The organism is Methylomonas sp. BW4-1, assembly GCF_052474385.1.
On sequence record NZ_CP184125.1, the window covers coordinates 3,707,642 to 3,732,348 of the forward strand.

General features: G+C 45.8%; 32 protein-coding genes. All 32 read right to left on the bottom strand.

From position 1 onward, the window contains the following. Positions 1–17 precede the first annotated feature (17 nt). A complete protein-coding gene (gene rpsD / locus ACH5Y9_RS17175) occupies positions 18–638 on the bottom strand; it encodes a 30S ribosomal protein S4 (protein WP_033157207.1) in 621 nt (206 codons plus the stop codon). An 18-nt stretch (positions 639–656) separates the two neighbouring features. Further along, positions 657–1,043, bottom strand: a complete 387-nt coding sequence (rpsK, locus tag ACH5Y9_RS17180; protein WP_445366968.1) for a 30S ribosomal protein S11 — start codon at positions 1,041–1,043, stop codon at positions 657–659. Between the two features lie 23 nt (positions 1,044–1,066). Continuing rightward, entirely contained in the window at positions 1,067–1,423 is a 357-nt protein-coding gene (gene rpsM, locus ACH5Y9_RS17185) for a 30S ribosomal protein S13 (protein WP_020484821.1), read from the bottom strand. Positions 1,424–1,499: 76 nt separating this feature from the next. After that, positions 1,500–1,613 (bottom strand): 50S ribosomal protein L36, encoded by a 114-nt coding sequence (gene rpmJ, locus ACH5Y9_RS17190; RefSeq protein ID WP_081607976.1) that lies wholly within the window; start codon positions 1,611–1,613, stop codon positions 1,500–1,502. Positions 1,614–1,631: 18 nt separating this feature from the next. Beyond that, on the bottom strand, positions 1,632–2,957 hold the full coding sequence (gene secY, locus ACH5Y9_RS17195) for a preprotein translocase subunit SecY (RefSeq protein WP_319960432.1): 1,326 nt from the start codon (positions 2,955–2,957) through the stop codon (positions 1,632–1,634). Further along, positions 2,958–3,392, bottom strand: coding sequence for a 50S ribosomal protein L15 (gene rplO, locus ACH5Y9_RS17200; RefSeq protein ID WP_033157209.1), 435 nt, complete (start codon positions 3,390–3,392; stop codon positions 2,958–2,960). It lies immediately after the preceding gene. Next, entirely contained in the window at positions 3,392–3,577 is a 186-nt protein-coding gene (gene rpmD, locus ACH5Y9_RS17205; protein ID WP_020484818.1) for a 50S ribosomal protein L30, read from the bottom strand. The genes rplO and rpmD overlap by 1 nt, the downstream gene beginning before the upstream one ends. A 6-nt stretch (positions 3,578–3,583) precedes the next feature. Then, positions 3,584–4,090, bottom strand: a complete 507-nt coding sequence (rpsE, locus tag ACH5Y9_RS17210; protein WP_020484817.1) for a 30S ribosomal protein S5 — start codon at positions 4,088–4,090, stop codon at positions 3,584–3,586. A gap of 9 nt (positions 4,091–4,099) precedes the next feature. Then, a complete protein-coding gene (gene rplR, locus ACH5Y9_RS17215) occupies positions 4,100–4,453 on the bottom strand; it encodes a 50S ribosomal protein L18 (RefSeq protein WP_445366969.1) in 354 nt (117 codons plus the stop codon). An 8-nt stretch (positions 4,454–4,461) separates the two neighbouring features. Beyond that, positions 4,462–4,995 (bottom strand): 50S ribosomal protein L6, encoded by a 534-nt coding sequence (gene rplF / locus ACH5Y9_RS17220; RefSeq protein WP_033157211.1) that lies wholly within the window; start codon positions 4,993–4,995, stop codon positions 4,462–4,464. A gap of 15 nt (positions 4,996–5,010) precedes the next feature. Continuing rightward, positions 5,011–5,406, bottom strand: coding sequence for a 30S ribosomal protein S8 (gene rpsH / locus ACH5Y9_RS17225; RefSeq protein ID WP_319960430.1), 396 nt, complete (start codon positions 5,404–5,406; stop codon positions 5,011–5,013). Between the two features lie 28 nt (positions 5,407–5,434). Continuing rightward, positions 5,435–5,740 (bottom strand): 30S ribosomal protein S14, encoded by a 306-nt coding sequence (gene rpsN, locus ACH5Y9_RS17230; RefSeq protein WP_033157213.1) that lies wholly within the window; start codon positions 5,738–5,740, stop codon positions 5,435–5,437. Positions 5,741–5,751: 11 nt separating this feature from the next. Then, the gene (rplE, locus tag ACH5Y9_RS17235) at positions 5,752–6,291 is read right to left on the bottom strand and encodes a 50S ribosomal protein L5 (protein WP_033157214.1); all 540 of its coding nucleotides are present in this window, start codon (positions 6,289–6,291) and stop codon (positions 5,752–5,754) included. Between the two features lie 12 nt (positions 6,292–6,303). Beyond that, the gene (gene rplX / locus ACH5Y9_RS17240) at positions 6,304–6,621 is read right to left on the bottom strand and encodes a 50S ribosomal protein L24 (RefSeq protein WP_445366970.1); all 318 of its coding nucleotides are present in this window, start codon (positions 6,619–6,621) and stop codon (positions 6,304–6,306) included. A gap of 10 nt (positions 6,622–6,631) precedes the next feature. Beyond that, positions 6,632–7,000 (bottom strand): 50S ribosomal protein L14, encoded by a 369-nt coding sequence (gene rplN, locus ACH5Y9_RS17245; RefSeq protein WP_013820378.1) that lies wholly within the window; start codon positions 6,998–7,000, stop codon positions 6,632–6,634. Positions 7,001–7,027: 27 nt separating this feature from the next. Continuing rightward, positions 7,028–7,291: a 30S ribosomal protein S17 gene (rpsQ, locus tag ACH5Y9_RS17250; RefSeq protein ID WP_171696508.1), complete on the bottom strand. Its 264-nt coding sequence runs from the start codon at positions 7,289–7,291 to the stop codon at positions 7,028–7,030. A gap of 2 nt (positions 7,292–7,293) precedes the next feature. Next, positions 7,294–7,485 (bottom strand): 50S ribosomal protein L29, encoded by a 192-nt coding sequence (gene rpmC, locus ACH5Y9_RS17255; protein ID WP_033157217.1) that lies wholly within the window; start codon positions 7,483–7,485, stop codon positions 7,294–7,296. Further along, positions 7,485–7,898: a 50S ribosomal protein L16 gene (gene rplP, locus ACH5Y9_RS17260; protein ID WP_033157218.1), complete on the bottom strand. Its 414-nt coding sequence runs from the start codon at positions 7,896–7,898 to the stop codon at positions 7,485–7,487. Before rplP ends, rpmC begins: the two co-directional genes overlap by 1 nt. Before the next feature lie 19 nt (positions 7,899–7,917). Next, complete coding sequence (rpsC, locus tag ACH5Y9_RS17265) at positions 7,918–8,589, bottom strand: 30S ribosomal protein S3 (protein WP_205453361.1); 672 nt, start codon at positions 8,587–8,589, stop codon at positions 7,918–7,920. A 9-nt stretch (positions 8,590–8,598) separates the two neighbouring features. Further along, positions 8,599–8,931 carry a 50S ribosomal protein L22 gene (gene rplV, locus ACH5Y9_RS17270; protein WP_033157220.1) on the bottom strand — a complete coding sequence of 111 codons (333 nt, stop codon included), beginning with the start codon at positions 8,929–8,931 and terminating at the stop codon, positions 8,599–8,601. Between the two features lie 9 nt (positions 8,932–8,940). Next, a complete protein-coding gene (gene rpsS, locus ACH5Y9_RS17275) occupies positions 8,941–9,213 on the bottom strand; it encodes a 30S ribosomal protein S19 (protein WP_081607975.1) in 273 nt (90 codons plus the stop codon). A gap of 12 nt (positions 9,214–9,225) precedes the next feature. Continuing rightward, a complete protein-coding gene (gene rplB, locus ACH5Y9_RS17280; protein ID WP_084153317.1) occupies positions 9,226–10,053 on the bottom strand; it encodes a 50S ribosomal protein L2 in 828 nt (275 codons plus the stop codon). A gap of 33 nt (positions 10,054–10,086) precedes the next feature. Continuing rightward, positions 10,087–10,380, bottom strand: a complete 294-nt coding sequence (gene rplW / locus ACH5Y9_RS17285; RefSeq protein WP_171697812.1) for a 50S ribosomal protein L23 — start codon at positions 10,378–10,380, stop codon at positions 10,087–10,089. 2 nt (positions 10,381–10,382) lie between these two features. Next, complete coding sequence (rplD, locus tag ACH5Y9_RS17290; RefSeq protein ID WP_205453360.1) at positions 10,383–11,003, bottom strand: 50S ribosomal protein L4; 621 nt, start codon at positions 11,001–11,003, stop codon at positions 10,383–10,385. A 3-nt stretch (positions 11,004–11,006) separates the two neighbouring features. Next, positions 11,007–11,657, bottom strand: a complete 651-nt coding sequence (rplC, locus tag ACH5Y9_RS17295; protein ID WP_205453359.1) for a 50S ribosomal protein L3 — start codon at positions 11,655–11,657, stop codon at positions 11,007–11,009. A 30-nt stretch (positions 11,658–11,687) separates the two neighbouring features. Beyond that, positions 11,688–11,999, bottom strand: coding sequence for a 30S ribosomal protein S10 (gene rpsJ / locus ACH5Y9_RS17300; RefSeq protein WP_020484801.1), 312 nt, complete (start codon positions 11,997–11,999; stop codon positions 11,688–11,690). A gap of 5 nt (positions 12,000–12,004) precedes the next feature. Further along, complete coding sequence (tuf, locus tag ACH5Y9_RS17305; protein WP_033156112.1) at positions 12,005–13,195, bottom strand: elongation factor Tu; 1,191 nt, start codon at positions 13,193–13,195, stop codon at positions 12,005–12,007. Between the two features lie 26 nt (positions 13,196–13,221). Beyond that, on the bottom strand, positions 13,222–15,315 hold the full coding sequence (fusA, locus tag ACH5Y9_RS17310) for an elongation factor G (protein WP_445366971.1): 2,094 nt from the start codon (positions 15,313–15,315) through the stop codon (positions 13,222–13,224). A 24-nt stretch (positions 15,316–15,339) separates the two neighbouring features. Beyond that, positions 15,340–15,810: a 30S ribosomal protein S7 gene (gene rpsG / locus ACH5Y9_RS17315; RefSeq protein WP_020484799.1), complete on the bottom strand. Its 471-nt coding sequence runs from the start codon at positions 15,808–15,810 to the stop codon at positions 15,340–15,342. 13 nt (positions 15,811–15,823) lie between these two features. Continuing rightward, positions 15,824–16,198: a 30S ribosomal protein S12 gene (gene rpsL, locus ACH5Y9_RS17320; protein WP_445366972.1), complete on the bottom strand. Its 375-nt coding sequence runs from the start codon at positions 16,196–16,198 to the stop codon at positions 15,824–15,826. A 150-nt stretch (positions 16,199–16,348) separates the two neighbouring features. Continuing rightward, positions 16,349–20,548, bottom strand: a complete 4,200-nt coding sequence (rpoC, locus tag ACH5Y9_RS17325) for a DNA-directed RNA polymerase subunit beta' (RefSeq protein ID WP_171697813.1) — start codon at positions 20,546–20,548, stop codon at positions 16,349–16,351. A gap of 73 nt (positions 20,549–20,621) precedes the next feature. Then, a complete protein-coding gene (rpoB, locus tag ACH5Y9_RS17330) occupies positions 20,622–24,698 on the bottom strand; it encodes a DNA-directed RNA polymerase subunit beta (RefSeq protein WP_205453356.1) in 4,077 nt (1,358 codons plus the stop codon). Positions 24,699–24,707: the final 9 nt, after the last annotated feature.

Below are 24,707 nucleotides of genomic sequence, written 5' to 3' on the forward strand. Positions count from 1 at the left end.
AATCCTGGACTTATTTATTACTTAGAATAAAGCTCAACAACCAGCTGCTCGTTGATGTCAGAGCCTAAATCCACGCGATCAGGCACAGACTTGAATGTTCCACTCATCTCTTTGGAATTAACTTCCACCCAAACTGGAAAGCCATACTGCTCGGCAACAACCAGCGAGTCTTTAATACGTTGTTGGCTCTTAGCTTTTTCTCTAACCTTAATTACATCGCCTGCAGCGACTTGGTATGAAGGTATATTAATTAACCTATCGTTTACCAAAATCGCTTTGTGAGATACCAACTGCCTTGCTTCCGCCCGGGTAGCAGCGTAGCCCATACGGTAAACGACGTTGTCCAATCGAGACTCTAAAAAATCAAGCAAATTTTGACCAGTAGCGCCTTTTTGTAGGTCAGCAGCTTTGTAATAGTTCCGGAATTGCTTTTCCAAAACCCCGTATATGCGGCGCAAGCGCTGTTTGGCGCGGAGCTGCATAGCATAATCAGAATTCCTTGTACGCTTAGCGCCATGTTGACCAGGTCTTTGTTCTAATTTACATTTGCTTTCCAGAGATTTACCTCTGCTTTTCAAAAATAAATCAGTACCTTCCCTACGACTCAGCTTGCAAGCAGGACCAAGATATCTTGCCATTAAATTTACTCCACTATCCTAAACACGACGTTTTTTGGGTGGACGGCAACCATTATGAGGTATGGGAGTAACGTCCACGATATTTGAAATTTTGAACCCCATACTGTTCAAAGAGCGAACAGCAGATTCCCTACCAGGGCCGGGGCCCTTAATCATAACATCCAGATTTTTCATACCGTATTCCTGAGCTACCGCTCCTGCTTTCTCAGCAACCACCTGCGCTGCGAAAGGTGTGCTTTTGCGCGAGCCACGGAAACCGGATCCACCAGATGTAGCCCAAGATAACGCGTTACCTTTTCTGTCTGTAATAGTAACGATTGTATTGTTAAAGGAAGCGTGGACATGAACGATACCGTCCGCTACTTCTTTCTTAATACGCTTTTTAACTCGATTCTGGGTTGCCATCAAAAATGCCTATCTAGATGTATTTATTTAGTAACTGACTTGCGCGGACCTTTACGAGTCCGAGCATTTGTTCTGGTTCTTTGTCCTCTCAATGGCAAACCACGGCGATGCCTGATACCACGATAACAACCCAGATCCATTAATCTTTTAATATTCATTGAGACTTCTCTGCGAAGATCACCTTCTACAGTCATCGCAGAAATAACCTTACGTATAGATTCAACTTGATCCTCAGAAAGGTCTCGAATCTTGACGGTTGGCTGAACCCCAACTTCATCGCAGATATTTCTAGCAGTTTGCCTGCCAATTCCATAGATAGCAGTCAACGCTATCTCCGCATGCTTATGGTCAGCCACGTTTATACCGGCAATACGAGCCATTCAGATACTCCAAAAACAGTACTATAAGGTTAAACAGAGGATTATATCACCCTGCAAAATAAATCACAAAAACAAGTTAGCCTTGACGCTGTTTGTGTCTGCCATCTTTACAGATAACTCGCACAACGCCGTTTCTTTTAATTACTTTACAACTTTTGCATATGGCTTTAATTGAAGCTCGTACTTTCACGGCAAACTCCTGGAAATTTTAAGATTTTTTCAAATTGGCTTTTTTCATCAAGCCTTCGTATTGCTGCGACATTAAATGCGTCTGCATTTGCGAAATAAAGTCCATCACAACAACCACAATGATAAGCAAAGAGGTGCCACCAAAAGAAAAGGGCACATTCCAATAGACGATCAGAAACTCAGGCAACAAACATATCAATGTGATGTAAACAGCACCTATCAAAGTGAGCCGCGTCATTACCTTATCGATATAACTGGTAGTGTGAGCCCCCGGCCTAATTCCAGGCAAATAAGCGCCTGATTTCTTAAGGTTTTCCGAGGTTTCCTTTGAATTGAAAACCAGAGCGGTATAAAAGAAACAAAAGAACACAATAGCCAACGCATAGCATAGAACATACACAGGCTGACCGGGAGAAAGCACTGACGAAATATCCTGAAGCCAAGAAAAGCCATCAACATTCCCGAACCATCCTGCTATTGTCGCGGGAAATAAAATAATGCTTGATGCAAAAATCGGCGGTATCACACCTGCCATATTCAACTTTAGCGGCAAAAAAGAACTCTGCCCCGAATAGACCTTGTTGCCTTGCTGCCTTTTTGGATAATTAATAGTTATCCGCCTTTGTCCTCTTTCAACAAAAACAACAACACCCGTTACAACTATCGACAAAGCGAATAACACAACAATAAACGCCCCATTCATTTCACCAGTACGCGCAAGCTCTAGGGTTCCGCCAATTGCGGAAGGCAATCCAGATACGATACCGGCAAATATAATTAGCGATATACCATTGCCTATCCCCCTTTCCGTAACCTGCTCCCCAAGCCACATTAAGAATATCGTACCGGTGACTAGAGTAATAGTTGTTATAAGAACGAAACTGATACCAGGCTGGATAACAACAGCTAGACCACCCGCAGTTTGGTTTTGCAAGGCTACCGAGATGCCTATCGATTGAAACATCGCCAAAACGACGGTGCCATAGCGAGTGTACTGAGAAATTTTTCTACGCCCGGACTCACCTTCTTTTTTTAGCTGCTCCATAGCAGGTATAACAATAGTCATAAGCTGCATAATAATAGACGCTGAGATGTATGGCATTATACCCAGCGCAAACAGGCTCAAACGCATCAACGCACCACCGGAAAACATGTTAAACATGTTTAATATAGAACCCGACTGCTGCTCAAACATTATTGATAACGCTTTTGGATCTATCCCAGGAACAGGGATATGAGCGCCGATTCTGTATACGACAAATGCGCCTAAAACAAACAACAATCTTGACTTGAGCTCACCAAACCGAAATGTGCCCGCAGCAACATCAACTCCTTTAGCACTCACTTAAGCCTCGACTTTGCCACCAGCAGCTTCAATAGTTAACTTTGCACCAGCCGTAACGCCAAGTCCTTTTAAAACCAAAGACCGAGTAACTGTTCCAGTATTCACTACTTTAACTTGTTTTGAAAACACCGGGATAATGTTCTCACTGATCAGTAGTTGAATATCTACAACATCAGCCTGAAGAGCATCAATTTCAGCCAAACGAACCTCGGCAGTAAATTTCTTTGTTCTGGACGTAAAGCCAACCTTTGGAAGCCTACGCTGCAAAGGCATCTGACCACCCTCAAAGCCCACTTTATGAAACCCCCCGGAACGGGCCTTTTGACCTTTATGACCTCTACCGCAGGTTTTACCATCAGTAGATCCTATACCACGCCCAACGCGCTTTGCCTTTTTTCTGGCGCCGCATGCAGATTGTATTGTGTTCAGATACATTAAACTTCCTCAACCTTTAGCATATATGCGATTTTATTGATCATCCCGCGATTTTCAGGCGTGTCGATAACCTCAACGACCTGCCGGATTCTGCTCAAACCCAATCCTTTTAAACACTGCTGATGACTCTTTAAGCGACCATTTTTACTTTTTGTCATCATTACGCTTAATTTTTTGCCACTCATATCGTTTTACCCTGTTATTTGATCAACAGATAAACCGCGCTTTGCTGCGATTTTCTTAGCGTCATGCATTGCGGTCAAACCGTTAATTGTCGCGCGCACAACATTGATCGGGTTACTCGTACCGATACATTTAGCCAGTACATTATGCACACCGACAACCTCGAATACGGCGCGCATAGCACCGCCGGCAATGATTCCGGTACCTTCTGAAGCCGGTTGCATGTAAACCTTAGCCGCACCAGTGTTAGACATAATTGAATATTGTAACGTACCTTCTTTCAACGCCACTTTGCGCATATTCTTCCTAGCCTGCTCAAGCGACTTTTGAATCGCTACAGGCACTTCTCTTGCTTTTGAAACGCCATAACCAACACGCCCATCGCCGTCACCGACGACCGTAAGCGCAGCAAAACCAAAAACTCGACCGCCTTTAACTACTTTTGCAACACGTCTTACCGAAACCAATTTTTCCTGTAATCCGTCTGTACTACCTTGAGATGGTGCTGTTGCCATGCTATTCCCCTAAAACTTCAAGCCAGCTTCACGTGCAGCGTCGGCTAACGCCTTTACGCGGCCATGATATTTAAAACCAGAGCGGTCAAATGCGACCTCAGTTACACCAGCCGCAATCGCTCTTTCAGCAACGACACGCCCCACCTCAGTAGCGGCTTTAATATTACTAGTATTACTCAAACCCGCCCTTACATCAGGTTGTAGTGTAGACGCTGCCGCGAGGGTAGCTGTACCATCAACACTGAGAACCTGCGCGTAAATATGCTGGGAAGTTCTATGTATGGTAAGCCTATTTACATTTAACTTCTTGATTTTGCAGCGCAATCTCAACGCTCTTTTTAATCTCGATGACTTCTTATCCATCACTTCACCTATTTCTTTTTGGCTTCTTTTCTAGCCACGTATTCGTCGGCTATTCTCACACCCTTCCCTTTGTAAGGCTCAGGCGGGCGAAAAGCTCTGATCTCAGATGCGACTTGGCCGACTTTCTGCTTGTCACTGCTCTTCACATGCAACTCTGTTTGCGTTGGCGCTTCAACGGTTACGCCTTCGGGAATTAAATATTCGACAGGATTTGAATAACCCAAGGACAAAGTTAAAAGATTGTCTTTAACTTGCGCCCTATAACCAACCCCAACCAACAACATCTTTTTGACGAATCCCTCGGAGACGCCTTTTACCATATTGTTAATTGACGCCCTAGCTGTACCTGCGTGGGCCTTAGCACCTTTTACACTATCGTCCCATTTGATTCTGATTACGTTAGATTCGATTTCAAGATCAACTGCGTCGCACAGATCAAACGCAAGCCGACCAAGTTTACCGTTAACTATCATTTGCTTGCCGTCAACTCTTACATCAACGCCTGACGGCAAAGTTATAGGCGCATTAGCTACTCTAGACATGATATACCTCTTTAATTAACAGACAGTGCAAATGACTTCGCCGCCATGCCCTATTGCACGCGCAGCGCGATCAGTCATCACACCATTAGAGGTTGAAACTATGGCTATGCCTAGACCACCTAACACTTTCGGCAACTCGTCTTTAGACTTGTATATTCTAAGCCCGGGACGGCTAACTCGCTTAACGCTCTCTATAACAGGAAGCCCGTTGTAATACTTTAGCTCAACGGTCATTTCTGTATGACACCCGGTAATTTCGGTTTTAAAATCAGTAATATATCCCTCATCTTTCAATACCTTAGCGATAGCCAGCTTTAACTTCGATGAAGGGATTTTTACACTCTTTTTGCCAGCAGATTGACCATTTCTAATTCTGGTTAGCATATCTGCTATTGGATCTGTCATACTCATTTTTCAATTCTCCAAAACTTAAACAGAACTACCAGCTAGCCTTTGATAAACCGGGCACGTCGCCACGCATTGTGGCTTCCCTCAATTTATTTCTACTAAGACCAAATTTTCTGTAGTATCCATGAGGACGCCCTGTCAGATTGCATCTATTACGCAATCTGGACTGACTGGAGTCTCTAGGTAGTTTTTGAAGTTGAACTTGAGCGCTCTCTTTCTCTTCAAAGGAGCTATTCGGAGACCTGATTATCTCTTTTAATTCACTTCTCTTTGCCTGATATTTTTTTATCAAGCCTTCACGCTTTACTTCGCGCGCAATCATTGATTTTTTAGCCATGTCGATACGCCTTAGTTTTTAAATGGAAAATTGAATAATTTCAACAGCGCTAAACCTTCTTCATCTGTTTTAGCGGTTGTTGTGATACAAATATCCATACCACGGAGCGCATCAATCTTGTCATAATCTATTTCAGGGAAAATAATTTGTTCTTTAATTCCCATAGAGTAGTTACCACGACCATCGAAGCTCTTAGAACTCATACCTCTAAAATCACGTATTCTAGGTATTGAGATCGTGATTAATCTATCCAGAAATTCATACATTTTATCGGCGCGTAAAGTAACCTTACAACCGATTGGCATGTCGTCGCGAATCTTAAACCCAGCAATAGATTTTCTAGCCAATGTAATCACTGCCTTTTGTCCTGATATTTTTTCCATATCAGAAACAGCGGACTGCAGGACCTTTTTGTCTGCAATAGCCCCGCCAACGCCCATATTAAGCGTTATTTTGGTGAGCTTAGGGACTTGCATTATTGTTTTGTAGCCAAATTGCTCCTGCAAAGCAGGAACAATTTCGGTTTTATATTTACTTTGTAGTCTAGCCATAGCCTTATTACCTTAGAGACCAACGTTTTCGTTCGTAGATTTAAAAAATCTGACTTTTTTCCCATCATCAAGAATTCTAAAACCCACTCTGTCGCCTTTTTTTGTTTTTGGATTAAATAAAGCAACATTTGAAATGTCAATTGGCATGTTTTTATCAACAATACCACCAGAAACACCGAGATTTGGGTTACCTCGCTGATGCTTCTTAACTAAGTTAATACCTTCGACTAATATCTTGTGGCCTTCAAGCACCTTACTAACTTTCCCTAGCTTGCCTTTATCTTTTCCAACTATTACGACGACTTCATCGCCTTGCTTAATCTTTTGCATCTTTGGACCTCTACAATACTTCTGGCGCTAGAGAGATAATCTTCATGAATTTATCGCCTCTTAATTCACGAGTAACCGGCCCAAAGATACGAGTACCAATTGGTTGTAGTTGGTTATTTAAAATTACGGCGGCATTACCGTCAAAGCGTATAACCGAACCATCGGCCCTACGAACACCTTTACGAGTTCTTACAACCAAGGCATTATATACATCGCCTTTTTTAACCCTAGTACGCGGCATTGCGTCTTTGACGCTCACCTTGATGATGTCGCCAATGCCAGCGTAGCGGCGGTGCGAACCTCCAAGGACCTTGATACACATGACCTTTTTTGCGCCACTGTTATCGGCGACGTCAAGGCTAGTTTGCATCTGAATCATTTTTAAAATCCCAACTAAAATTATTGATTATCTATTGGCAGCTTCTAAGACTTCCAACAGCTTGAATGCCTTATTCTTAGAAATAGGACGACACGAGGTAATAGAAACCACATCGCCTTCTTGGCATATATTGTTTTCGTCGTGAACGAGAAGCTTAGTGGATCGCTTTATATACTTTCCGTACACAGGGTGCTTAACCAGACGCTCAACCAAAACCGAAGCAGTCTTATCCATTTTATTGCTAACAACACGACCGGTTACCTTACGTACAGTATCTAGATTTTCGCTCATATCTATACTCTTGCCATTTCACTTAGAATAGTACTAATGCGGGCAATGTCTCGCCTCACCTGCTTAATTTGACTCGACTTGCTAAGCTGCCCAGTTCCCTTTTGCATTCTCAAATTGAACTGTTCGCGAGACAACTCCAAAAGATTGGAATTCAACTCTTCTTTTGTTTTGCTTCTTAAATCTTTCGCTTTCATTACATTATTGTCCGTGTAGAGAACGTAGTTTTCACCGGCAGCTTAGCAGCGGCCAGTTCAAAGGCCTCTCGCGCTAATTCCTCGGAAACACCCTCAATTTCAAACAGCATCGTGCCGGGTTTGATCTGAGCAACCCAGTATTCTACACTACCTTTACCTTTACCCATACGAACTTCTAATGGTTTTTTCGTAATAGGTTTATCTGGAAAAATTCTGATCCAAATTTTCCCACCACGTTTCACGTGACGACTAATGGCTCTCCTCGCGGCCTCAATTTGCCGGGCGGTCATTCTACCACGGCTAACTGACTTCAAACCATACTCCCCGAAGCTCACTGACGAACCACGCAATGCCGTACCGTTATTTCTACCGGTATGTTGTTTGCGAAATTTTGTTCTTTTTGGCTGAAGCATCTCTTATATACCCCTTCAACTATTTTTTTGAGTCGGTGTTTAATGATGCTGCATGAGCATCCATATCAAATACCTCACCCTTAAATATCCAAACCTTTATACCGATAATTCCGTAAGTGGTTTTCGCTTCAGCGGTTCCGTAATCAATATCAGCACGCAATGTATGAAGCGGCACACGACCTTCGCGATACCATTCCGTTCTGGCAATTTCAGCTCCATTTAGCCTGCCAGCAACAGTGATCTTTATACCCTCAGCGCCTAAACGCATGGTGTTCGTCACAGCTCGCTTCATGGCTCGGCGGTACATGATCCGCTTTTCTAGCTGCTGCGCTATGCTTTCAGCGACTAAATACGCATCAAGCTCTGGCTTACGAATCTCTTCGACGTTTAATTGGACAGGAACACCCATCATCGCGGATATGCTCTGCCTTAACACATCGATATCTTCGCCTTTTTTCCCTATCACAATCCCAGGACGAGCGGTGTGCACAGTAATATTGGCGTTATTCGCAGGGCGATTTATTTGCACCCTGCTAACAGATGCGTGAGCTAACTTTTGTTTGATATATTCTCTAACCTTCAAATCCTGCAATAGAAATACAGGGTAATTCTGGCTATTTGCATACCATCTCGAAGTCCAATCTTTTACTATCCCGAGACGAATCCCAGTGGGATGTACCTTTTGTCCCATTTGCTACCTCTATTTCTCTGCTACTTTAATTGTTATATGACAAGTTCTTTTTAGGATGTGATTTGCACGTCCTTTCGCCCTTGCGCTAACTCTCTTTAACGTTCTGCCTTCATTAACGAATACAGTCGAAACCTTTAATTCGTCAACGTCCGCACTTTCGTTATGTTCCGCGTTAGCTATTGCCGACTCTAGAACTTTTTTGATTATCGCAGCAGCTTTCTTAGAGCTGAAACTAAGCAAATTCAATGCTTTTTCAACAGGTAACCCGCGTATTTGATCCCCCACAAGCCGTGCTTTTTGCGCAGAAAGAGGAGCATTACTTAATTTAGCCGAAACTTCCACATTCACTCCTTATCTTGATTTCTTGTCTGCTATATGGCCTTTATAAGTCCTTGTAGGTGAAAACTCACCCAGCTTATGCCCGACCATATTTTCTGAAATCAATACCGGCACATGCTGCTTCCCATTATGTACCGCAATAGTCAATCCCAGCATATCAGGGCTGATCATTGACCTTCTAGACCAGGTTTTAATCGGTTTCCTATTATTCGCTCTCACCGCTTCTTCGACTTTTTTAAGCAAGTGATGATCTATAAATGGACCTTTTTTAATTGAACGTGGCACGTCAAATACCTCTTATTTTTGCTTACGGCGTCTGACAATCATATTATCAGTACGTTTGTTTTTTCGAGTTTTATAGCCTTTTGTTGGTGTTCCCCAAGGAGAAACAGGGTGCCTTCCACCCGAGGTTCTGCCTTCACCACCACCATGAGGGTGATCTACGGGGTTCATCGCCACACCTCTAACAGTAGGTCTAACACCGCGCCATCTTTTCGCACCTGCTTTTCCTAACGAAATAAGATTGTGCTCAGAGTTTGAGACCTCACCAACTACGCCTTTACAATCTGACGGAACTTTTCTCATCTCTCCAGAGCGTAGCCGGATAGTGACGTATGCGCCGTCTTTAGCAACCAATTGAACAGAGGTTCCTGCGCTTCTAGCTATTTGTGCGCCTTTTCCTGGCTTTAGCTCGATACAATGAATTGTGGTACCCAAAGGCATATTTCGCAGAGGCATACAGTTGCCAGGTTTAACCGGCGTTGTTTCTCCACTCAATATCTCTTGACCAACCTCTATCCCTTTTGGGGCGATTATGTATTTGCGCTCACCATCTTTAAAAAGAATCAGCGCTATATTCGCAGTTCGGTTAGGATCGTACTCAATGCGCTCTACCAATGCGGGGATATCAGTTTTGTCGCGCTTAAAGTCTACTATCCGGTAGAATTTTTTGTGTCCACCGCCAATATGTCGAGTGGTTATCCTGCCGAGATTATTACGACCGCCAGTGTTGCTTTTTTTGTCAAGTAGTTGCGCAAATGGCTTACCCTTATGCAAATCATTATTTTGTACACGCACTACAAACCGAGAACCCGGAGATGTCGGTTTTGATTTTAGAATAGCCATGCTCTTCTACCGCTCCTTATTTGCTTTAAAGTATTATGCTGTCGCTAATTCAATGTTATGACCGGGCTGAAGCTTAACATATGCTTTTTTCCAGTCGGATCGCTTACCCAATGTTCGTCCGAATCGTTTTACTTTTCCTTTAACATTCAGAACACGAACGGCAGCTACTTCAACACCAAACATCAGTTCAACAGCATTTTTAATCTGCAATTTTGTTGCAGATTTTTTAACTTTGAATACAAACTGATTACTTTGGTCCGCAGCGTTGGAACTTTTCTCCGACACAATTGGCGCATGCAAAACACTTGCTAATTTGATCTGCTCAATACTCATGCCAAACGCTCCTCAATCTGTTTCAGCGCTGTTGCCGTAGCAATCACCTTATCCGCTGAAACCAAAGACACCGGATCCACACTACTTGGAGTGACTACCGCTATATAAGGAATATTTCTAGCTGCCAAAATTAAATTTTCATTTAGGTCGTCCGCAACCACCAGCAGTCTTTTTGCATCGATACCCTTTATCTTGCTTAAAAAGTCTTTTGTTTTTGGTGTTGCCGGCGTTATGTCGTTGCACACAGCCAATCTACCCTGCCTCAACAACTCAGAAAAAATAGATCTAATACCAACCTTGTACATTTTTTTGTTCAATTTTTGATCAAAAGATCTTGGTTGAGCAGCAAATGCAACACCACCTGTCCGCCACACCGGGCTTCTGGTTGTTCCAGCTCGCGCACGACCTGTACCTTTTTGGCGGAATGGCTTAGCGCCGCCGCCACTCACAGCAGCACGATTCTTCTGGCCTTTAGTACCCGCTCTTGCTGCTGAAAGATATTTGGTTACCAGTTGATGCACCAGGGTTTCGTTAAAATCCTGTCCGAACACTAATTCGGAGACATCTAGCGCCTGTACAGACTCTTGATTATTGATTGCAGGTATTTGCAAAGTCATAAATTAACCTTTATTTAACATTTTTACTGCAGGCGTGATAACTACATCACCACCCTTGGCACCAGGCACAGCGCCTCTGACTAAAATCAGGTTCCGCTCAGCATCTACAGCATGGATAGTCAAATTCTGTATCGTAGTTTTAACCGCTCCCATATGCCCGCACATTTTTTTACCCTTAAACACGCGGCCCGGAGTTTGGTTCATACCACTAGATCCAGGCACCCGATGGGAGCGTGAATTACCGTGCGTCGCGTCTTGCGTTCTGAAGTTATGGCGCTTAACAGTACCTGCAAAGCCTTTACCGATACTTGTACCGGACACATCTACTACCTGCCCAGCCTCAAACACGTTAACTTTTAACTCCGCACCTGCCGAAAACTCGGCGGCTTCGCTCTCGCTCAGTCTAAATTCCCACAAACCACGTCCAGCGGTCACATTGGCAGATGCGTAATGCCCAGCCATTGCTTTGTTGACTTTTGAAGACTTCACATCACCCGCCGCTACCTGAATAGCGCGATAACCATCAGTTTCAACGCTCTTCACCTGTATGACTCTATTGGAGTCTACATGAAGTACGGTAACTGGTACCGAAGAGCCATCTTCGCAAAATATTCTGGTCATACCACATTTACGACCAATAAGACCTATTGACATCTGCCAATCCCTCTAAATTATAACTTGCTGCTATTTAAGCTTAATTTGAACATCGACCCCAGCCGCCAGATCCAATTTCATCAAGGCGTCAACAGTCTTATCGGTTGGCTCAACGATATCAAGCAACCTTTTGTAAGTTCTCAGTTCATATTGATCACGCGCATCTTTGTTAACATGCGGTGAAATCAATACAGTAAAACGTTCTTTTCTAGTAGGCAAAGGAATAGGGCCCTTTACTTGGGCACCTGTTCTCTTCGCTGTTTCTACTATCTCACCCGCCGACTGATCAATCAATTTATGATCAAAGGCTTTTAATTGGATTCTGATAGTTTGATTAGCCATCTTGATTACTCGATAATAGAAGCAACAACACCCGCACCGACGGTACGACCACCTTCACGAATCGCAAAACGTAATCCGTCCTCCATCGCAATCGGCGAGATTAGTTTTACGGTAACGGCGATGTTATCGCCAGGCATTACCATTTCCACGCCTTCGGGCAGATCGACTGCACCGGTCACGTCTGTGGTTCTGAAGTAGAACTGCGGACGGTAGCCGTTGAAGAACGGGGTATGACGACCACCCTCTTCTTTAGACAGCACATATATTTCTGCTTTAAAGTGAGCATGTGGCTTGATGGTATTCACATGCGCCAATACTTGACCACGTTCCACGTCTTCTCTTTTAGTACCACGCAACAGTACACCGACGTTATCGCCCGCTTGACCTTGATCAAGCAATTTGCGGAACATTTCTACACCTGTGCAGGTTGTTTGAACGGTATCTTTGATGCCGACGATCTCGACGGCTTCGCCTACTTTGATGATGCCCCGCTCAACACGTCCGGTTACTACGGTACCGCGACCTGAAATTGAGAACACGTCTTCGATAGGCATCAAGAATTTGCCGTCGATCGCACGCTCTGGCTCAGGAATGTAACTGTCCAACGCTTCAACCAAGCGAACTACGGATTGTACACCAATTTCACTTTGCTCGCCTTCTAAAGCTTTCAATGCGGAACCAACGATAATGGGCGTGTCGTCTCCTGGGAATTCGTATTGATTCAACAGCTCGCGAATTTCCATTTCAACCAGCTCAATCAACTCAGCGTCATCTACCATATCGGCCTTGTTCAAGAACACAACAATGTAAGGCACACCGACTTGACGTGACAACAGAATGTGCTCGCGCGTTTGTGGCATAGGACCGTCCGCAGCAGAGCAAACCAAAATCGCGCCATCCATTTGGGCAGCACCGGTAATCATGTTTTTAACGTAGTCAGCGTGACCAGGGCAGTCAACGTGAGCGTAGTGACGGTTGGCTGATTCGTACTCTACGTGTGACGTAGAAATGGTAATACCGCGCGCACGTTCTTCCGGGGCGTTGTCGATTTGATCAAAAGCCTTAACTTCGCCGCCTTGCAGCTCCGCCATAACTTTTGTTAATGCCGCTGTCAATGTGGTTTTACCGTGGTCAACGTGACCAATGGTGCCTACGTTTACGTGCGGTTTCTTTCTTTCAAATTTTTCTTTAGCCATGATTCAATACCTGATATGTAAAAAATTTAAGATACTTTTCTAATAATCGCTTCCGCAATGCTTGCAGGTGCTTCGTTATATCTTTCAAACTGCATACTGTACGTTGCTCTGCCCTGAGTCGCCGACCTAAGATCCGTGGCATAACCGAACATTTCGGCAAGAGGGACTTCGCACTCTATTACCTTTCCGGCCGGAACATCTTCCATTCCGTGAATGACACCTCTCCGTCGATTAATGTCACCCACTACCTCACCCATATAATCCTCGGGCGTTACCACCTCGACTTTCATAATAGGTTCAAGCAACGCAGGATTTGCAGTCTTAGCCCCATCCCTGAAACACATAGATCCTGCTATCTTGAAAGCCATTTCATTCGAATCGACATCATGATATGAACCATCGAATAAACTAACCTTTACATCAACAACCGGAAAACCTGCCAAAACGCCATTTTCCATTTGCTCTTGCACACCCTTGTCTATGGCCGGGATATACTCCTTGGGAATAGCACCGCCAACCACTTCGCTCACAAATTCATAACCAGTGCCCGGCTCTTTTGGCTCCAACCGGAGCCATACATGCCCGTATTGACCCTTGCCTCCAGATTGCCTGATGAATTTTCCTTCGCATTCCACAGCACGCTTTATAGTTTCCCTATAAGCAACTTGGGGAGCCCCAACATTTGCGGCAACATTAAACTCTCTTCTCATCCGGTCAACGATAATTTCAAGATGCAATTCGCCCATTCCTGAAATTATTGTCTGACCCGACTCAGGGTCGCTACCCACTCTAAAGGACGGATCTTCTTGCGCAAGCTTAGCTAGCGCAGCACCCATTTTATCTTGATCAGCTTTTGTCCTAGGCTCAACAGCAACAGCGATTACAGGCTCAGGAAACTCCATTTTCTCAAGCAGAATTGGCTTTTCAATATCACAAAGAGTATCACCAGTGGTGACGTCTTTCAGCCCGATCAGCGCAGCGATCTCGCCGGCCCTCACCTCATTGATTTCGACGCGACTATTGGCGTGCATCTGAACAATGCGTCCAATTCTTTCTTTTTTACCTTTACCGACATTTAAAACCGCATCTCCAGACTTTACCAAACCGGAGTAAACCCTAAAAAATGTCAAGGTCCCAACAAATGGGTCAGTGGCTATTTTAAATGCTAACGCTGAGAAGGACTCATCATCAGAAGCACCACGAGTCGAACTAATGCCAGCATCTGACAGACCTTCTACGGGCTTTATATCGAGAGGGGATGGCAAAAAATCAATCACACCATCAAGAACACACTGCACACCTTTGTTCTTAAAGGCCGACCCACAATAAGCCGGAACCAACTTATTCTGCAGAACCTGCGCCCTTATACCCAGTTTTATTTCTTCGTTTGTCAAAACACCTTTTTCAAGATATTTATCCATTAATTCTTCGGAAGCATCTGCAGCAGCTTCAATTATTCGCTCGCGCCAATTTACAGCAGATTCTTCCATTTCTGCTGGAATTTCCGTTTCCGTAAAACTCACACCCATGTTGGCATCTTCCCAATAGATTGCCTTCATTTTCAGCAAATCCACAATGCCTTTAAAGCTCTCTTCCGCCCCGATCGGCAATTGCATTGGAATTACATTGCTACCAAGCCTAGATTTAATTTGCTCGACGACGCGCAAAAAATTTGCGCCGGAACGATCCATCTTGTTTACAAATGCCAGCCTTGGCACATGGTATTTGTTTGCCTGGCGCCAGACCGTTTCCGACTGAGGCTCCACCCCACCCACCGCACAAAAAACAGCGCACGCACCATCCAAAACACGCAAAGACCGCTCCACTTCTATAGTGAAATCGACATGCCCAGGCGTATCTATAATATTAATTCGATGCTCCGGGTATTGCTTTTCCATTCCCAACCAGAAGCACGTAGTCGCAGCAGAAGTGATTGTTATACCCCTCTCCTGCTCTTGCTCCATCCAATCCATTGTCGCAGCACCATCATGGACCTCGCCCATCTTGTGCGAAACCCCAGTGTAAAACAGTATCCGCTCGGTCGTGGTTGTTTTTCCGGCATCTATATGCGCCATAATACCTATATTACGATAACGCTCTATAGGCGTCTTACGAGCCACAACAACTACCCTGCTTAACTTTTCTTACCAGCGATAATGAGCAAACGCTTTATTAGCTTCAGCCATTCTATGCGTGTCTTCGCGTTTCTTTGCAGCCGCTCCTCGACCCTCAGAGGCATCCAACAACTCACCCGCCAACTTAGCCGCCATAGTTCTTTCGTTACGCTTACGCGCCGCATCAATCAACCAGCGCATCGACAGCGCCAACCTTCTGGCAGGACGCACTTCAACAGGCACTTGATAAGTAGCACCGCCAACCCGGCGAGACTTAACCTCAACGCGCGGCTGAACGTTTTCCAGTGCTTTTGCAACCAAATCTAGAGACTCTTTATGACCCTTACCTTCAATCACGTCCAATGCACCGTAAACAATTTTCTCAGCGACAGACTTCTTACCATCCTCCATAATCATGTTCATGAATTTTGACAGCATATCGCTACCAAAACGCGGATCTGGATTGATGACTCTTTTTGCAGCAACTCTTCTTCTTGACATCTGTTATCAACCTTTATTTCTTAGGCCTTTTCGCGCCATATTTGGAGCGACCACATTTTCTATCCTTAACACCAGAAGTATCGAGACTCCCCCGAACCACGTGATAACGCACACCAGGCAAATCTTTCACACGACCACCCCGAATCAGCACCACAGAGTGCTCCTGAAGATTGTGCCCTTCACCACCGATATAGCTACTTACTTCGGCTCCATTGGTCAGCCGCACCCTAGCAACCTTACGCAAAGCCGAGTTCGGCTTTTTCGGGGTTGTGGTGTAAACCCTGGTACAAACCCCGCGCCTTTGCGGACAAGCCTCCAACGCCGGAACGTTAGTCTTTTCTAATTTTTTAGCACGAGGCTTACGGACCAATTGATTGATCGTGGCCATTCTTAACTACTCCGAATATGCAATGTTTAATAAGCAATAAAGGAATCTGCGCGATCACAGATCAATACAGCTCCGCCCAAACCTATTGGCTGATGTGAGCAGAGCATAATACCTTTACAATAGATCTAGGTCAAGCGTTTTTAAGGTTCTCTACTCTACATTCAAAGCTTGTTTCAACGCTTCCTCCACATCGACCGCTTCAATGGTCTGGGTAGAAGCTTCTGAACCGGAACCAGAGTCCGCCGCTCTTCTCTTACGTCGCTGTTCATGGTAGGCCAAACCAGTACCCGCCGGTATGAGACGACCAACAATGACGTTCTCTTTTAAGCCATTCAAGCTATCGCTGATACCTCTTACCGCCGCATCTGTCAACACCCGAGTCGTCTCTTGGAACGACGCCGCCGAAATAAATGACTCGGTGGCCAACGATGCTTTCGTGATACCCAGCAACAAAGAATCGTAACTAGCCGGAATCTTACCTTCACGTTCAACTTGGTCGTTCACTAAGTTAATCATGGTACGTTCGACCTGTTCTCCTTTGACGAAATCCGTGTCTCCAGAGGCGGTAATCTCGACTTTTCTGAGCATTTGGCGGATGATTGCCTCAATATGCTTGTCGTTGATTTTTACACCTTGCAGACGATATACATCTTGAATTTCTTTTACCAGGTAGTCGGCCAATTCCTCGATACCGCGCAGCCTTAAAATATCATGCGGGGTCAGCTCACCTTCAGCGATGGTTTCGCCTTTATCAACAAACTCACCCTCGAATACGGTGATATGCCGCCACTTTGGAATTAGGGTTTCGTATTGCTCGCCTTCCGAATCCGTGATGATGACGCGCTGCTTACCCTTAGTTTCTTTACCAAAGGAGACCATACCGGTTGCCTCCGCCAAAATAGCAGGGTCTTTTGTTTTACGCGCTTCAAACAGATCAGCAACCCTTGGCAAACCACCGGTAATATCCCTGGTTTTACTGGATTCTTGCGGAATTCTCGCTAAAACGTCACCAACCTTTACTTCCCCACCGTCCTTAACCCCAACGATAGCACCCGCTGGCAAGAAGTATTGAGCTGGAATATCAGTGCCCGGCAAATTGATTTGCCCACCTTGCTCATCAAGAAGACGAACCATAGGCCGCAACTCTTTACCGGCTGAGCTTCTTTGCTTAGGATCCGTAACTACTCTCGAGGTTAAGCCAGTGACATCATCTGACTGCTCTTGAACGGTGATCCCGTCCATAAAATCAATCAGCTGAATAAAACCGTCTACCTCGGTGATAACCGGGTGAGTATGCGGATCCCAGTTCACGATAATATCCCCAGCACTGACCGGGCTACCATCACCCACCGACAATACGGCACCGTAGGGAATTTTGTAACGCTCACGCTCACGACCGTAATCATCCATAACCCCAACCTCGCCAGACCGAGATACCGCAACAAGATTGCTCTCTCTGTTCTTGACGGTTTTTAGGTTATTGAGCTTTGCGGTACCGCTGGATTTAACTTGCACGTTGCTAACCGCAGCAGACCGCGAAGCAGCACCACCGATGTGGAAGGTCCGCATCGTCAGCTGAGTACCAGGTTCACCAATTGACTGTGCCGCCACAACGCCCACGGCTTCACCAATGTTAACCAAATGACCGCGCCCTAAATCACGCCCGTAACATTTGGCACAAACACCTTGCCGCGATTCGCAAGTAATCACAGAGCGTACCAACATCTTGTCAACGCCGTTATCTTCCAGAACCGTGACCAAATTTTCGTCAATCATGGTGCCGGCAGGAATCAAAATATTATTGCCGGCGGGATCGGTTACGTCTATCGCCGCGACTCTTCCCAACACCCGATCTGCCAACGGTTCAACCACGTCCCCGCCTTCAATAATCGGCATCATGGTCAGACCGTTTTGTGTACCACAATCAGATTCAGCAATCACCAAATCCTGTGCGACGTCGACCAAACGTCGAGTCAAATAACCCGAGTTAGCGGTTTTCAGCGCGGTATCCGCCAAGCCTTTGCGAGCACCGTGGGTTGAAATAAAGTACTGTAATACGTCCAAGCCTTCACGGAAGTTCGCAGTAATCGGCGTCTCAATAATGGAGCCATCCGGTTTAGCCATCAAACCCCGCATACCCGCCAACTGGCGAATCTGTGCGGCGGAACCCCGCGCACCGGACTCGGCCATCATAAAGATGGAGTTGAACGATTTTTGCTTTACATTCTCGCCTTTTGAGTTGACAACTTCGTCTTCACCCAAACCTTCCATCATTACTTTCGCGACCTGATCATTGGCGCGAGACCAAATATCAACGACCTTGTTGTAACGCTCACCATCCGTAACCAAACCGGAGGCGTACTGGTTTTGAATTTCATTAACCTCGGCGTCAGCGGAACGAATGATGTCAGCTTTCTTGACGGGAATTTCCATGTCTTCGATACCGAAAGACACCCCGGAGCGCGTGGCATATTTAAATCCCAGGTACATGATCTTATCTGCCAACATCACGGTTTCTTTGATACCGAGATAGCGGTAGCTATAGTTGATCAGCCGGGAAATATTCTTCTTGGTCATGTCGACATTGACCAATTCGTAAGGCATACCGTCTGGCACAATACCCCAAACGATTGCGCGCCCCACCGTAGTTTTCTTTCTACTGACAATGGTTTCGAAGTCGCCTTCCGGAGTTTTCAATTTCTCGGTGACGCGCACTTCAATTTTACTTTGTAATTCAACAGCTTTAGCGTCAAGCGCTAACATTACCTCTGACAAATCGCCAAATACACTACCCTCGCCTACCGCATTAATTTTCTCACGTGTAATGTAATACAAGCCCAAAACCACGTCCTGGGAAGGATTGATTACTGGCTCACCGTTGGCGGGCGATAAAATATTGTTAGTTGCCATCATCAAGGTACGCGCTTCCAACTGCGCCTCAATAGACAACGGAATATGCACGGCCATTTGGTCGCCGTCGAAGTCGGCGTTGAACGCACTACAGACCAAGGGATGCAACTGAATGGCTTTACCTTCGATCAAAATCGGCTCAAATGCTTGAATACCCAATCTATGCAACGTCGGAGCACGGTTTAGTAATACCGGATGCTCACGAATTACTTCTTCAAGAATATCCCATACTTCCGCACCTTCACGTTCCACCATTTTCTTGGCTGCTTTGATCGTCGTCGCTAAGCCACGCAACTGCAATTTGCTGAATATGAAAGGTTTAAACAACTCCAAAGCCATTTTTTTCGGCAAACCGCACTGATGCAATCTTAAGGTCGGCCCCACCACGATAACCGACCGTCCGGAATAATCGACGCGCTTGCCCAACAAGTTCTGCCGGAAACGACCTTGCTTACCTTTGATCATATCGGCCAAAGATTTCAAAGGACGTCTGTTGCTACCGGTGATAGCACGACCGCGGCGACCGTTATCCAATAAGGCATCGACAGCCTCTTGCAGCATGCGTTTTTCGTTGCGAACGATAATGTCAGGCGCGTTCAGATCCAACAAGCGCGTCAGACGGTTGTTTCTGTTGATTACCCGACGATACAAATCATTCAAATCAGAGGTCGCAAAGCGACCACCATCGAGAGGCACCAATGGGCGCAACTCGGGCGGTAGCACTGGCAACACCGTCATAATCATCCATTCCGGACGATTATTCGACGCCAGCAAAGAATCGATAACTTTTAAGCGCTTAGAATATTTTTTAATTTTTGTATCGGAATTCGTCGCGTTGATTTCTTCACGTAGCGTGTTGATTTCTTCTTTCAAATCAATTGATTTGAGCAAATCATAGATCGCTTCAGCGCCCATTTTCGCAACGAAATCATCGCCGTGTTCTTCAACGGCATTCAAATATTCTTCGTCGGTCAGCAGTTGGCCTTTCTCCAACGGAGACATACCCGGATCGATCACAACGAATGTTTCGAAATACAACACCCGTTCGATCGAACGCAATGTCATATCCAAAAGTAAGGCAATACGCGAAGGCAGTGACTTCAGGAACCAAATATGCGCCACCGGGCTGGCCAAATCGATATGGCCCATTCGCTCCCGGCGTACCTTAGACAGGGTAACTTCGACGCCGCATTTTTCGCAGATGACGCCGCGATGCTTTAGACGCTTGTATTTACCGCACAAGCACTCGTAATCGCTGATGGGTCCAAAAATCTTGGCGCAAAAAAGACCGTCACGTTCCGGTTTAAAGGTACGGTAATTGATTGTCTCAGGCTTTTTCACTTCACCATAAGACCATGAACGAATCATGTCAGGTGAAGCCAATCCAATCCGGATATTGTCAAAATCATCTGTTCGACCTTGACGTTTTAAGAAATTCATTAAATCTTTCAAGAGCTTATCCCCTTTAAATGTTATCCGATATTGTCCAGAATCTATCTCGCAAAGAACAGAATTAGTCTTGTTCCATTTCGATATTCACTGCCAGCGAACGAATCTCTTTCACTAAGACATTGAATGATTCCGGCATGCCGGCTTCCATTGAATGGTTGCCATCGACAATGTTTTTATACATTCTGGTTCTGCCTGTCACGTCATCGGATTTGACAGTCAACATTTCTTGCAATGTGTACGCGGCGCCATAAGCTTCCAGGGCCCAGACCTCCATCTCACCAAAACGCTGACCACCGAATTGCGCTTTACCACCCAACGGTTGCTGCGTTACCAAACTGTAAGGGCCGGTCGAACGCGCATGCATCTTATCGTCCACCAAGTGATTCAGTTTCAGCATATACATGTAACCCACAGTGACTTCACGCTCGAAAGGTTCGCCGGTCAAGCCGTCATAAAGCACGGTTTGCCCGTGCTCCGGCAAATCAGCCAGGCGCAACATGGTACGAATATCTTCTTCCGAAGCCCCGTCGAAGACTGGGGTCGCCATCGGTACACCGGCAACCAAGTTGACCGCCATCTCTAGAATTTCTTTATCGGTAAACGAATTCAGATCTTCCTTTCGGCCGCTGCAATTGTAAATTTTCTCCATGAAACCACGTATTTCCGCGACTTTTGCTTGAGCTTCCAGCATCTTACCGATCTTGATACCCAAGCCTTTGGATGCCCAACCCAAATGCGTTTCCAACACCTGACCAACATTCATCCGCGATGGTACGCCAAGAGGATTTAACAAAATGTCGACGGGGTTACCGTCAGCGGTATACGGCATGTCTTCAATCGGCACGATTTGGGAGATAACCCCCTTGTTACCGTGACGGCCGGCCATCTTGTCGCCCGGCTGAATACGTTTTTTAACAGCCAAATAAACTTTGACCATTTTCAACACGCCCGGCGCCAAATCGTCGCCCATGGTGATTTTTTTCTTTTTCTGCTCGAAACGCTCGTCGAACTCTTTACGTTGCTGCTCTACATGCTCGGCAACGGTCTCCAATTGCACGTTGACATCTTCGTCTTGTGTGCGGATTTTCAACAACTCGGAAGGCACCAAGCCATCCAGATAATCAGCGGTAATTTCTTCGCCTTTTTTCAAGCCATTCGGACCCTTTTCGGCTTTTTTACCCGCTAACAAGGTTTTTACCCGAGCGAAAATATCGTGCTCGACGATTTTCAGTTGGTCATCCAAGTCTTTCCGGTAACGCTTGATTTCCGCATCTTCGATTTCCAGGGCTCGCTTGTCCTTTTTCACTCCATCACGAGTGAAAACCTGAACATCGATCACAGTACCGCGGACGTTGCCCGGCACACGTAGCGACGTGTCTTTCACATCGGCTGCTTTTTCGCCGAAGATGGCTCTCAGCAATTTCTCTTCTGGCGTTAACTGCGTTTCACCTTTCGGCGTCACTTTACCCACTAGAATGTCACCGCCTTTCACTTCCGCACCGACGTATACAATCCCGGATTCATCCAATTTGGATAAGGCTTCTTCACTAACGTTTGGAATATCCGCAGTAATTTCTTCCGGACTGTGCTTGGTTTCGCGAGCTACGCAGGTTTTTTCTTCGATATGAATAGTCGTAAAGCGATCTTCCTTTACTACTCGCTCAGACACCAAAATGGAGTCTTCGAAGTTATAGCCATTCCAGGGCATGAAGGCTATCAACATGTTTTGACCCAGGGCCAATTCGCCGATGTCGGTCGAAGGGCCGTCCGCCAGAATATCGCCGGCTCTGACGATGTCGCCGAGTTTAACCAGTGGTTTTTGGTTGATACAAGTGTTTTGGTTAGAACGGGTATATTTAATCAAGTTGTAGATATCCACGCCTGGCACACCCGCAACGGTCTCTTCGTCATTCGCACGTACTACGATACGCCCGGCATCAACCGCTTCGATACGACCGCCACGAGTTGCTACCACGGTTACACCCGAGTCTTTCGCGACGACACGCTCCATACCTGTACCGACCAAAGGCTTCTCTGCACGTAAAGTGGGAACCGCTTGACGTTGCATGTTCGAACCCATCAGCGCCCGGTTAGCGTCGTCATGTTCCAAGAACGGAATGATGGATGCCGCCACGGATACGATCTGCTTGGACGATACGTCCATATATTGCACGGTTTCGGACGAAGCCAAGGTGAATTCGTCTTTGTAACGGCAAGACACCAAGCCTTCAACCAATTTGCCGCTTTCGTCCACCGCCACGCTGGACTGCGCGATAACGTATTCGCCTTCTTCAATTGCGGAAATATAGTCGACCTGATCGGTTACTTTACCGTCGACTACTTTCCGGTAAGGCGTCTCCAGGAAGCCGTATTCATTGGTCCTGGCATAGACCGACAATGAGTTAATCAAACCAATGTTCGGACCCTCCGGTGTTTCGATAGGGCAAACTCGACCATAGTGAGTGGTGTGAACGTCACGAACCTCGAATCCAGCGCGCTCTCTGGCTAAACCGCCAGGACCCAGTGCCGAAACCCGACGCTTGTGGGTGACTTGCGATAACGGATTGTTTTGGTCCATAAATTGCGACAACTGGCTGGAACCAAAGAATTCCTTGACTGCCGCAGAAACAGGTTTAGCGTTGATGATTTCCTGCGGCATATAGCCCTCAGAATCCGCCAAGGTCAATCGCTCTCTGACAGCCCGCTCGACTCTAACCAAACCGATGCGGAACTGGTTTTCGATCATTTCGCCAACAGATCGTACACGCCTGTTACCCAAATGGTCGATATCGTCCACGGTACCGTTACCATTTCTGATTTTGATCAGTTCTTTCAGAACATCAATGATGTCTTCTTTGCTTAGCGTGCCCGGGCCTTCGGTTTCTTCACGCCCCAATCGACGATTGAATTTCATCCGACCAACGGCGGATAAGTCGTAACGTTCGTCAGTAAAGAACAGGTTTTCGAATAGGTTTTCCGCAGACTCTACGGTAGGCGGCTCACCAGGACGCATCATTCTGTAGATTTCCACCAAGGCTTCCAAGCGATTTGTGGTGGTGTCCAGGCGCATCGAATTGGAGATGTAAGGACCTCTATCCAAATCGTTAACATACAGTGTATCGATCTCGCGAACACCCGCATCGATCAACTTCTGCAATAAATTGTCGGTGATTTCGTCATTAACACTAGCCAACAGCTCGCCGGTAGATGTATCGACAACATTGTGGCCTAGAATTTTTCCGTACAAATAGTCCCTAGGCACTTCGATTTCAGTGACACCGGATTTTTCCAGCTGGCGAACATGTTTGGCAGTAATTCTGCGCCCCTCTTCGATAACGACGTTACCGTCGTGCTTAATATCGAAAACAGCCATTTCACCACGCAACCTATCCGGGATCACGTGAAACATTAATTTTTCGGCGCTCAATGAGAACTTGTTGGTTTCGAAGAAAATTTTGATCATTTCTTCGTTTTCATATCCCAAAGCCCGTAACAAAATAGTCGCCGGAATTTTTCTCCGTCTGTCTATACGCACGTAAACGGCGTCTTTATGATCAAATTCGAAATCCAACCATGAACCACGATAAGGAATTACCCGTGCGTTGAACAGCAACTTACCGGACGAATGGGTTTTACCTTTGTCATGGTCGTAAAATACACCGGGCGATCTGTGCAACTGCGACACAATGACCCGTTCAGTGCCGTTAATCACGAACGTACCGTTGTCGGTCATCAGAGGCAGTTCACCCATGTAAACTTCCTGCTCTCTAATATCCTTAACGACTTTGGTATTAGCAGGCGCGTCTTTATCATAAATAACTAGACGCACTAAAACACGCAACGGCGCTGAAAATGTAGCGCCACGCTGTTGACACTCTCTTACATCGAATGCGGGTTCCCCCAAGCGATATTTAACATACTCCAATACGGCATAGCCTGAATGACTTACTACCGGAAAAACACTGGAGAATGCGGCATGCAGCCCTTGATTGCGCCGTTTATCCGGATCTATGCCGGACTGCAAAAAATTTGCATACGAATCAATTTGTGTTGCCAAAAGATAGGGAACTTCCAATACTTCGGAACCCTTCCCAAAATTATTACGGATACGCTTTTTTTCGGTAAAAGAATAGGCCATATTGCTTCT

Coding starts and splice junctions, on each gene's coding strand:
- rpsD (WP_033157207.1), bottom strand. CDS start 638: ATGGCAAGATATCTTGGTCCTGCTTGCAAGCTGAGTCGTAGGGAAGGT.
- rpsK (WP_445366968.1), bottom strand. CDS start 1,043: ATGGCAACCCAGAATCGAGTTAAAAAGCGTATTAAGAAAGAAGTAGCG.
- rpsM (WP_020484821.1), bottom strand. CDS start 1,423: ATGGCTCGTATTGCCGGTATAAACGTGGCTGACCATAAGCATGCGGAG.
- rplO (WP_033157209.1), bottom strand. CDS start 3,392: ATGTATCTGAACACAATACAATCTGCATGCGGCGCCAGAAAAAAGGCA.
- rpmD (WP_020484818.1), bottom strand. CDS start 3,577: ATGAGTGGCAAAAAATTAAGCGTAATGATGACAAAAAGTAAAAATGGT.
- rpsE (WP_020484817.1), bottom strand. CDS start 4,090: ATGGCAACAGCACCATCTCAAGGTAGTACAGACGGATTACAGGAAAAA.
- rplR (WP_445366969.1), bottom strand. CDS start 4,453: ATGGATAAGAAGTCATCGAGATTAAAAAGAGCGTTGAGATTGCGCTGC.
- rplF (WP_033157211.1), bottom strand. CDS start 4,995: ATGTCTAGAGTAGCTAATGCGCCTATAACTTTGCCGTCAGGCGTTGAT.
- rpsH (WP_319960430.1), bottom strand. CDS start 5,406: ATGAGTATGACAGATCCAATAGCAGATATGCTAACCAGAATTAGAAAT.
- rpsN (WP_033157213.1), bottom strand. CDS start 5,740: ATGGCTAAAAAATCAATGATTGCGCGCGAAGTAAAGCGTGAAGGCTTG.
- rplE (WP_033157214.1), bottom strand. CDS start 6,291: ATGGCTAGACTACAAAGTAAATATAAAACCGAAATTGTTCCTGCTTTG.
- rplX (WP_445366970.1), bottom strand. CDS start 6,621: ATGCAAAAGATTAAGCAAGGCGATGAAGTCGTCGTAATAGTTGGAAAA.
- rplN (WP_013820378.1), bottom strand. CDS start 7,000: ATGATTCAGATGCAAACTAGCCTTGACGTCGCCGATAACAGTGGCGCA.
- rpsQ (WP_171696508.1), bottom strand. CDS start 7,291: ATGAGCGAAAATCTAGATACTGTACGTAAGGTAACCGGTCGTGTTGTT.
- rpmC (WP_033157217.1), bottom strand. CDS start 7,485: ATGAAAGCGAAAGATTTAAGAAGCAAAACAAAAGAAGAGTTGAATTCC.
- rplP (WP_033157218.1), bottom strand. CDS start 7,898: ATGCTTCAGCCAAAAAGAACAAAATTTCGCAAACAACATACCGGTAGA.
- rpsC (WP_205453361.1), bottom strand. CDS start 8,589: ATGGGACAAAAGGTACATCCCACTGGGATTCGTCTCGGGATAGTAAAA.
- rplB (WP_084153317.1), bottom strand. CDS start 10,053: ATGGCTATTCTAAAATCAAAACCGACATCTCCGGGTTCTCGGTTTGTA.
- rplD (WP_205453360.1), bottom strand. CDS start 11,003: ATGACTTTGCAAATACCTGCAATCAATAATCAAGAGTCTGTACAGGCG.
- rplC (WP_205453359.1), bottom strand. CDS start 11,657: ATGTCAATAGGTCTTATTGGTCGTAAATGTGGTATGACCAGAATATTT.
- rpsJ (WP_020484801.1), bottom strand. CDS start 11,999: ATGGCTAATCAAACTATCAGAATCCAATTAAAAGCCTTTGATCATAAA.
- tuf (WP_033156112.1), bottom strand. CDS start 13,195: ATGGCTAAAGAAAAATTTGAAAGAAAGAAACCGCACGTAAACGTAGGC.
- rpsG (WP_020484799.1), bottom strand. CDS start 15,810: ATGTCAAGAAGAAGAGTTGCTGCAAAAAGAGTCATCAATCCAGATCCG.
- rpsL (WP_445366972.1), bottom strand. CDS start 16,198: ATGGCCACGATCAATCAATTGGTCCGTAAGCCTCGTGCTAAAAAATTA.
- rpoC (WP_171697813.1), bottom strand. CDS start 20,548: ATGAATTTCTTAAAACGTCAAGGTCGAACAGATGATTTTGACAATATC.
- rpoB (WP_205453356.1), bottom strand. CDS start 24,698: ATGGCCTATTCTTTTACCGAAAAAAAGCGTATCCGTAATAATTTTGGG.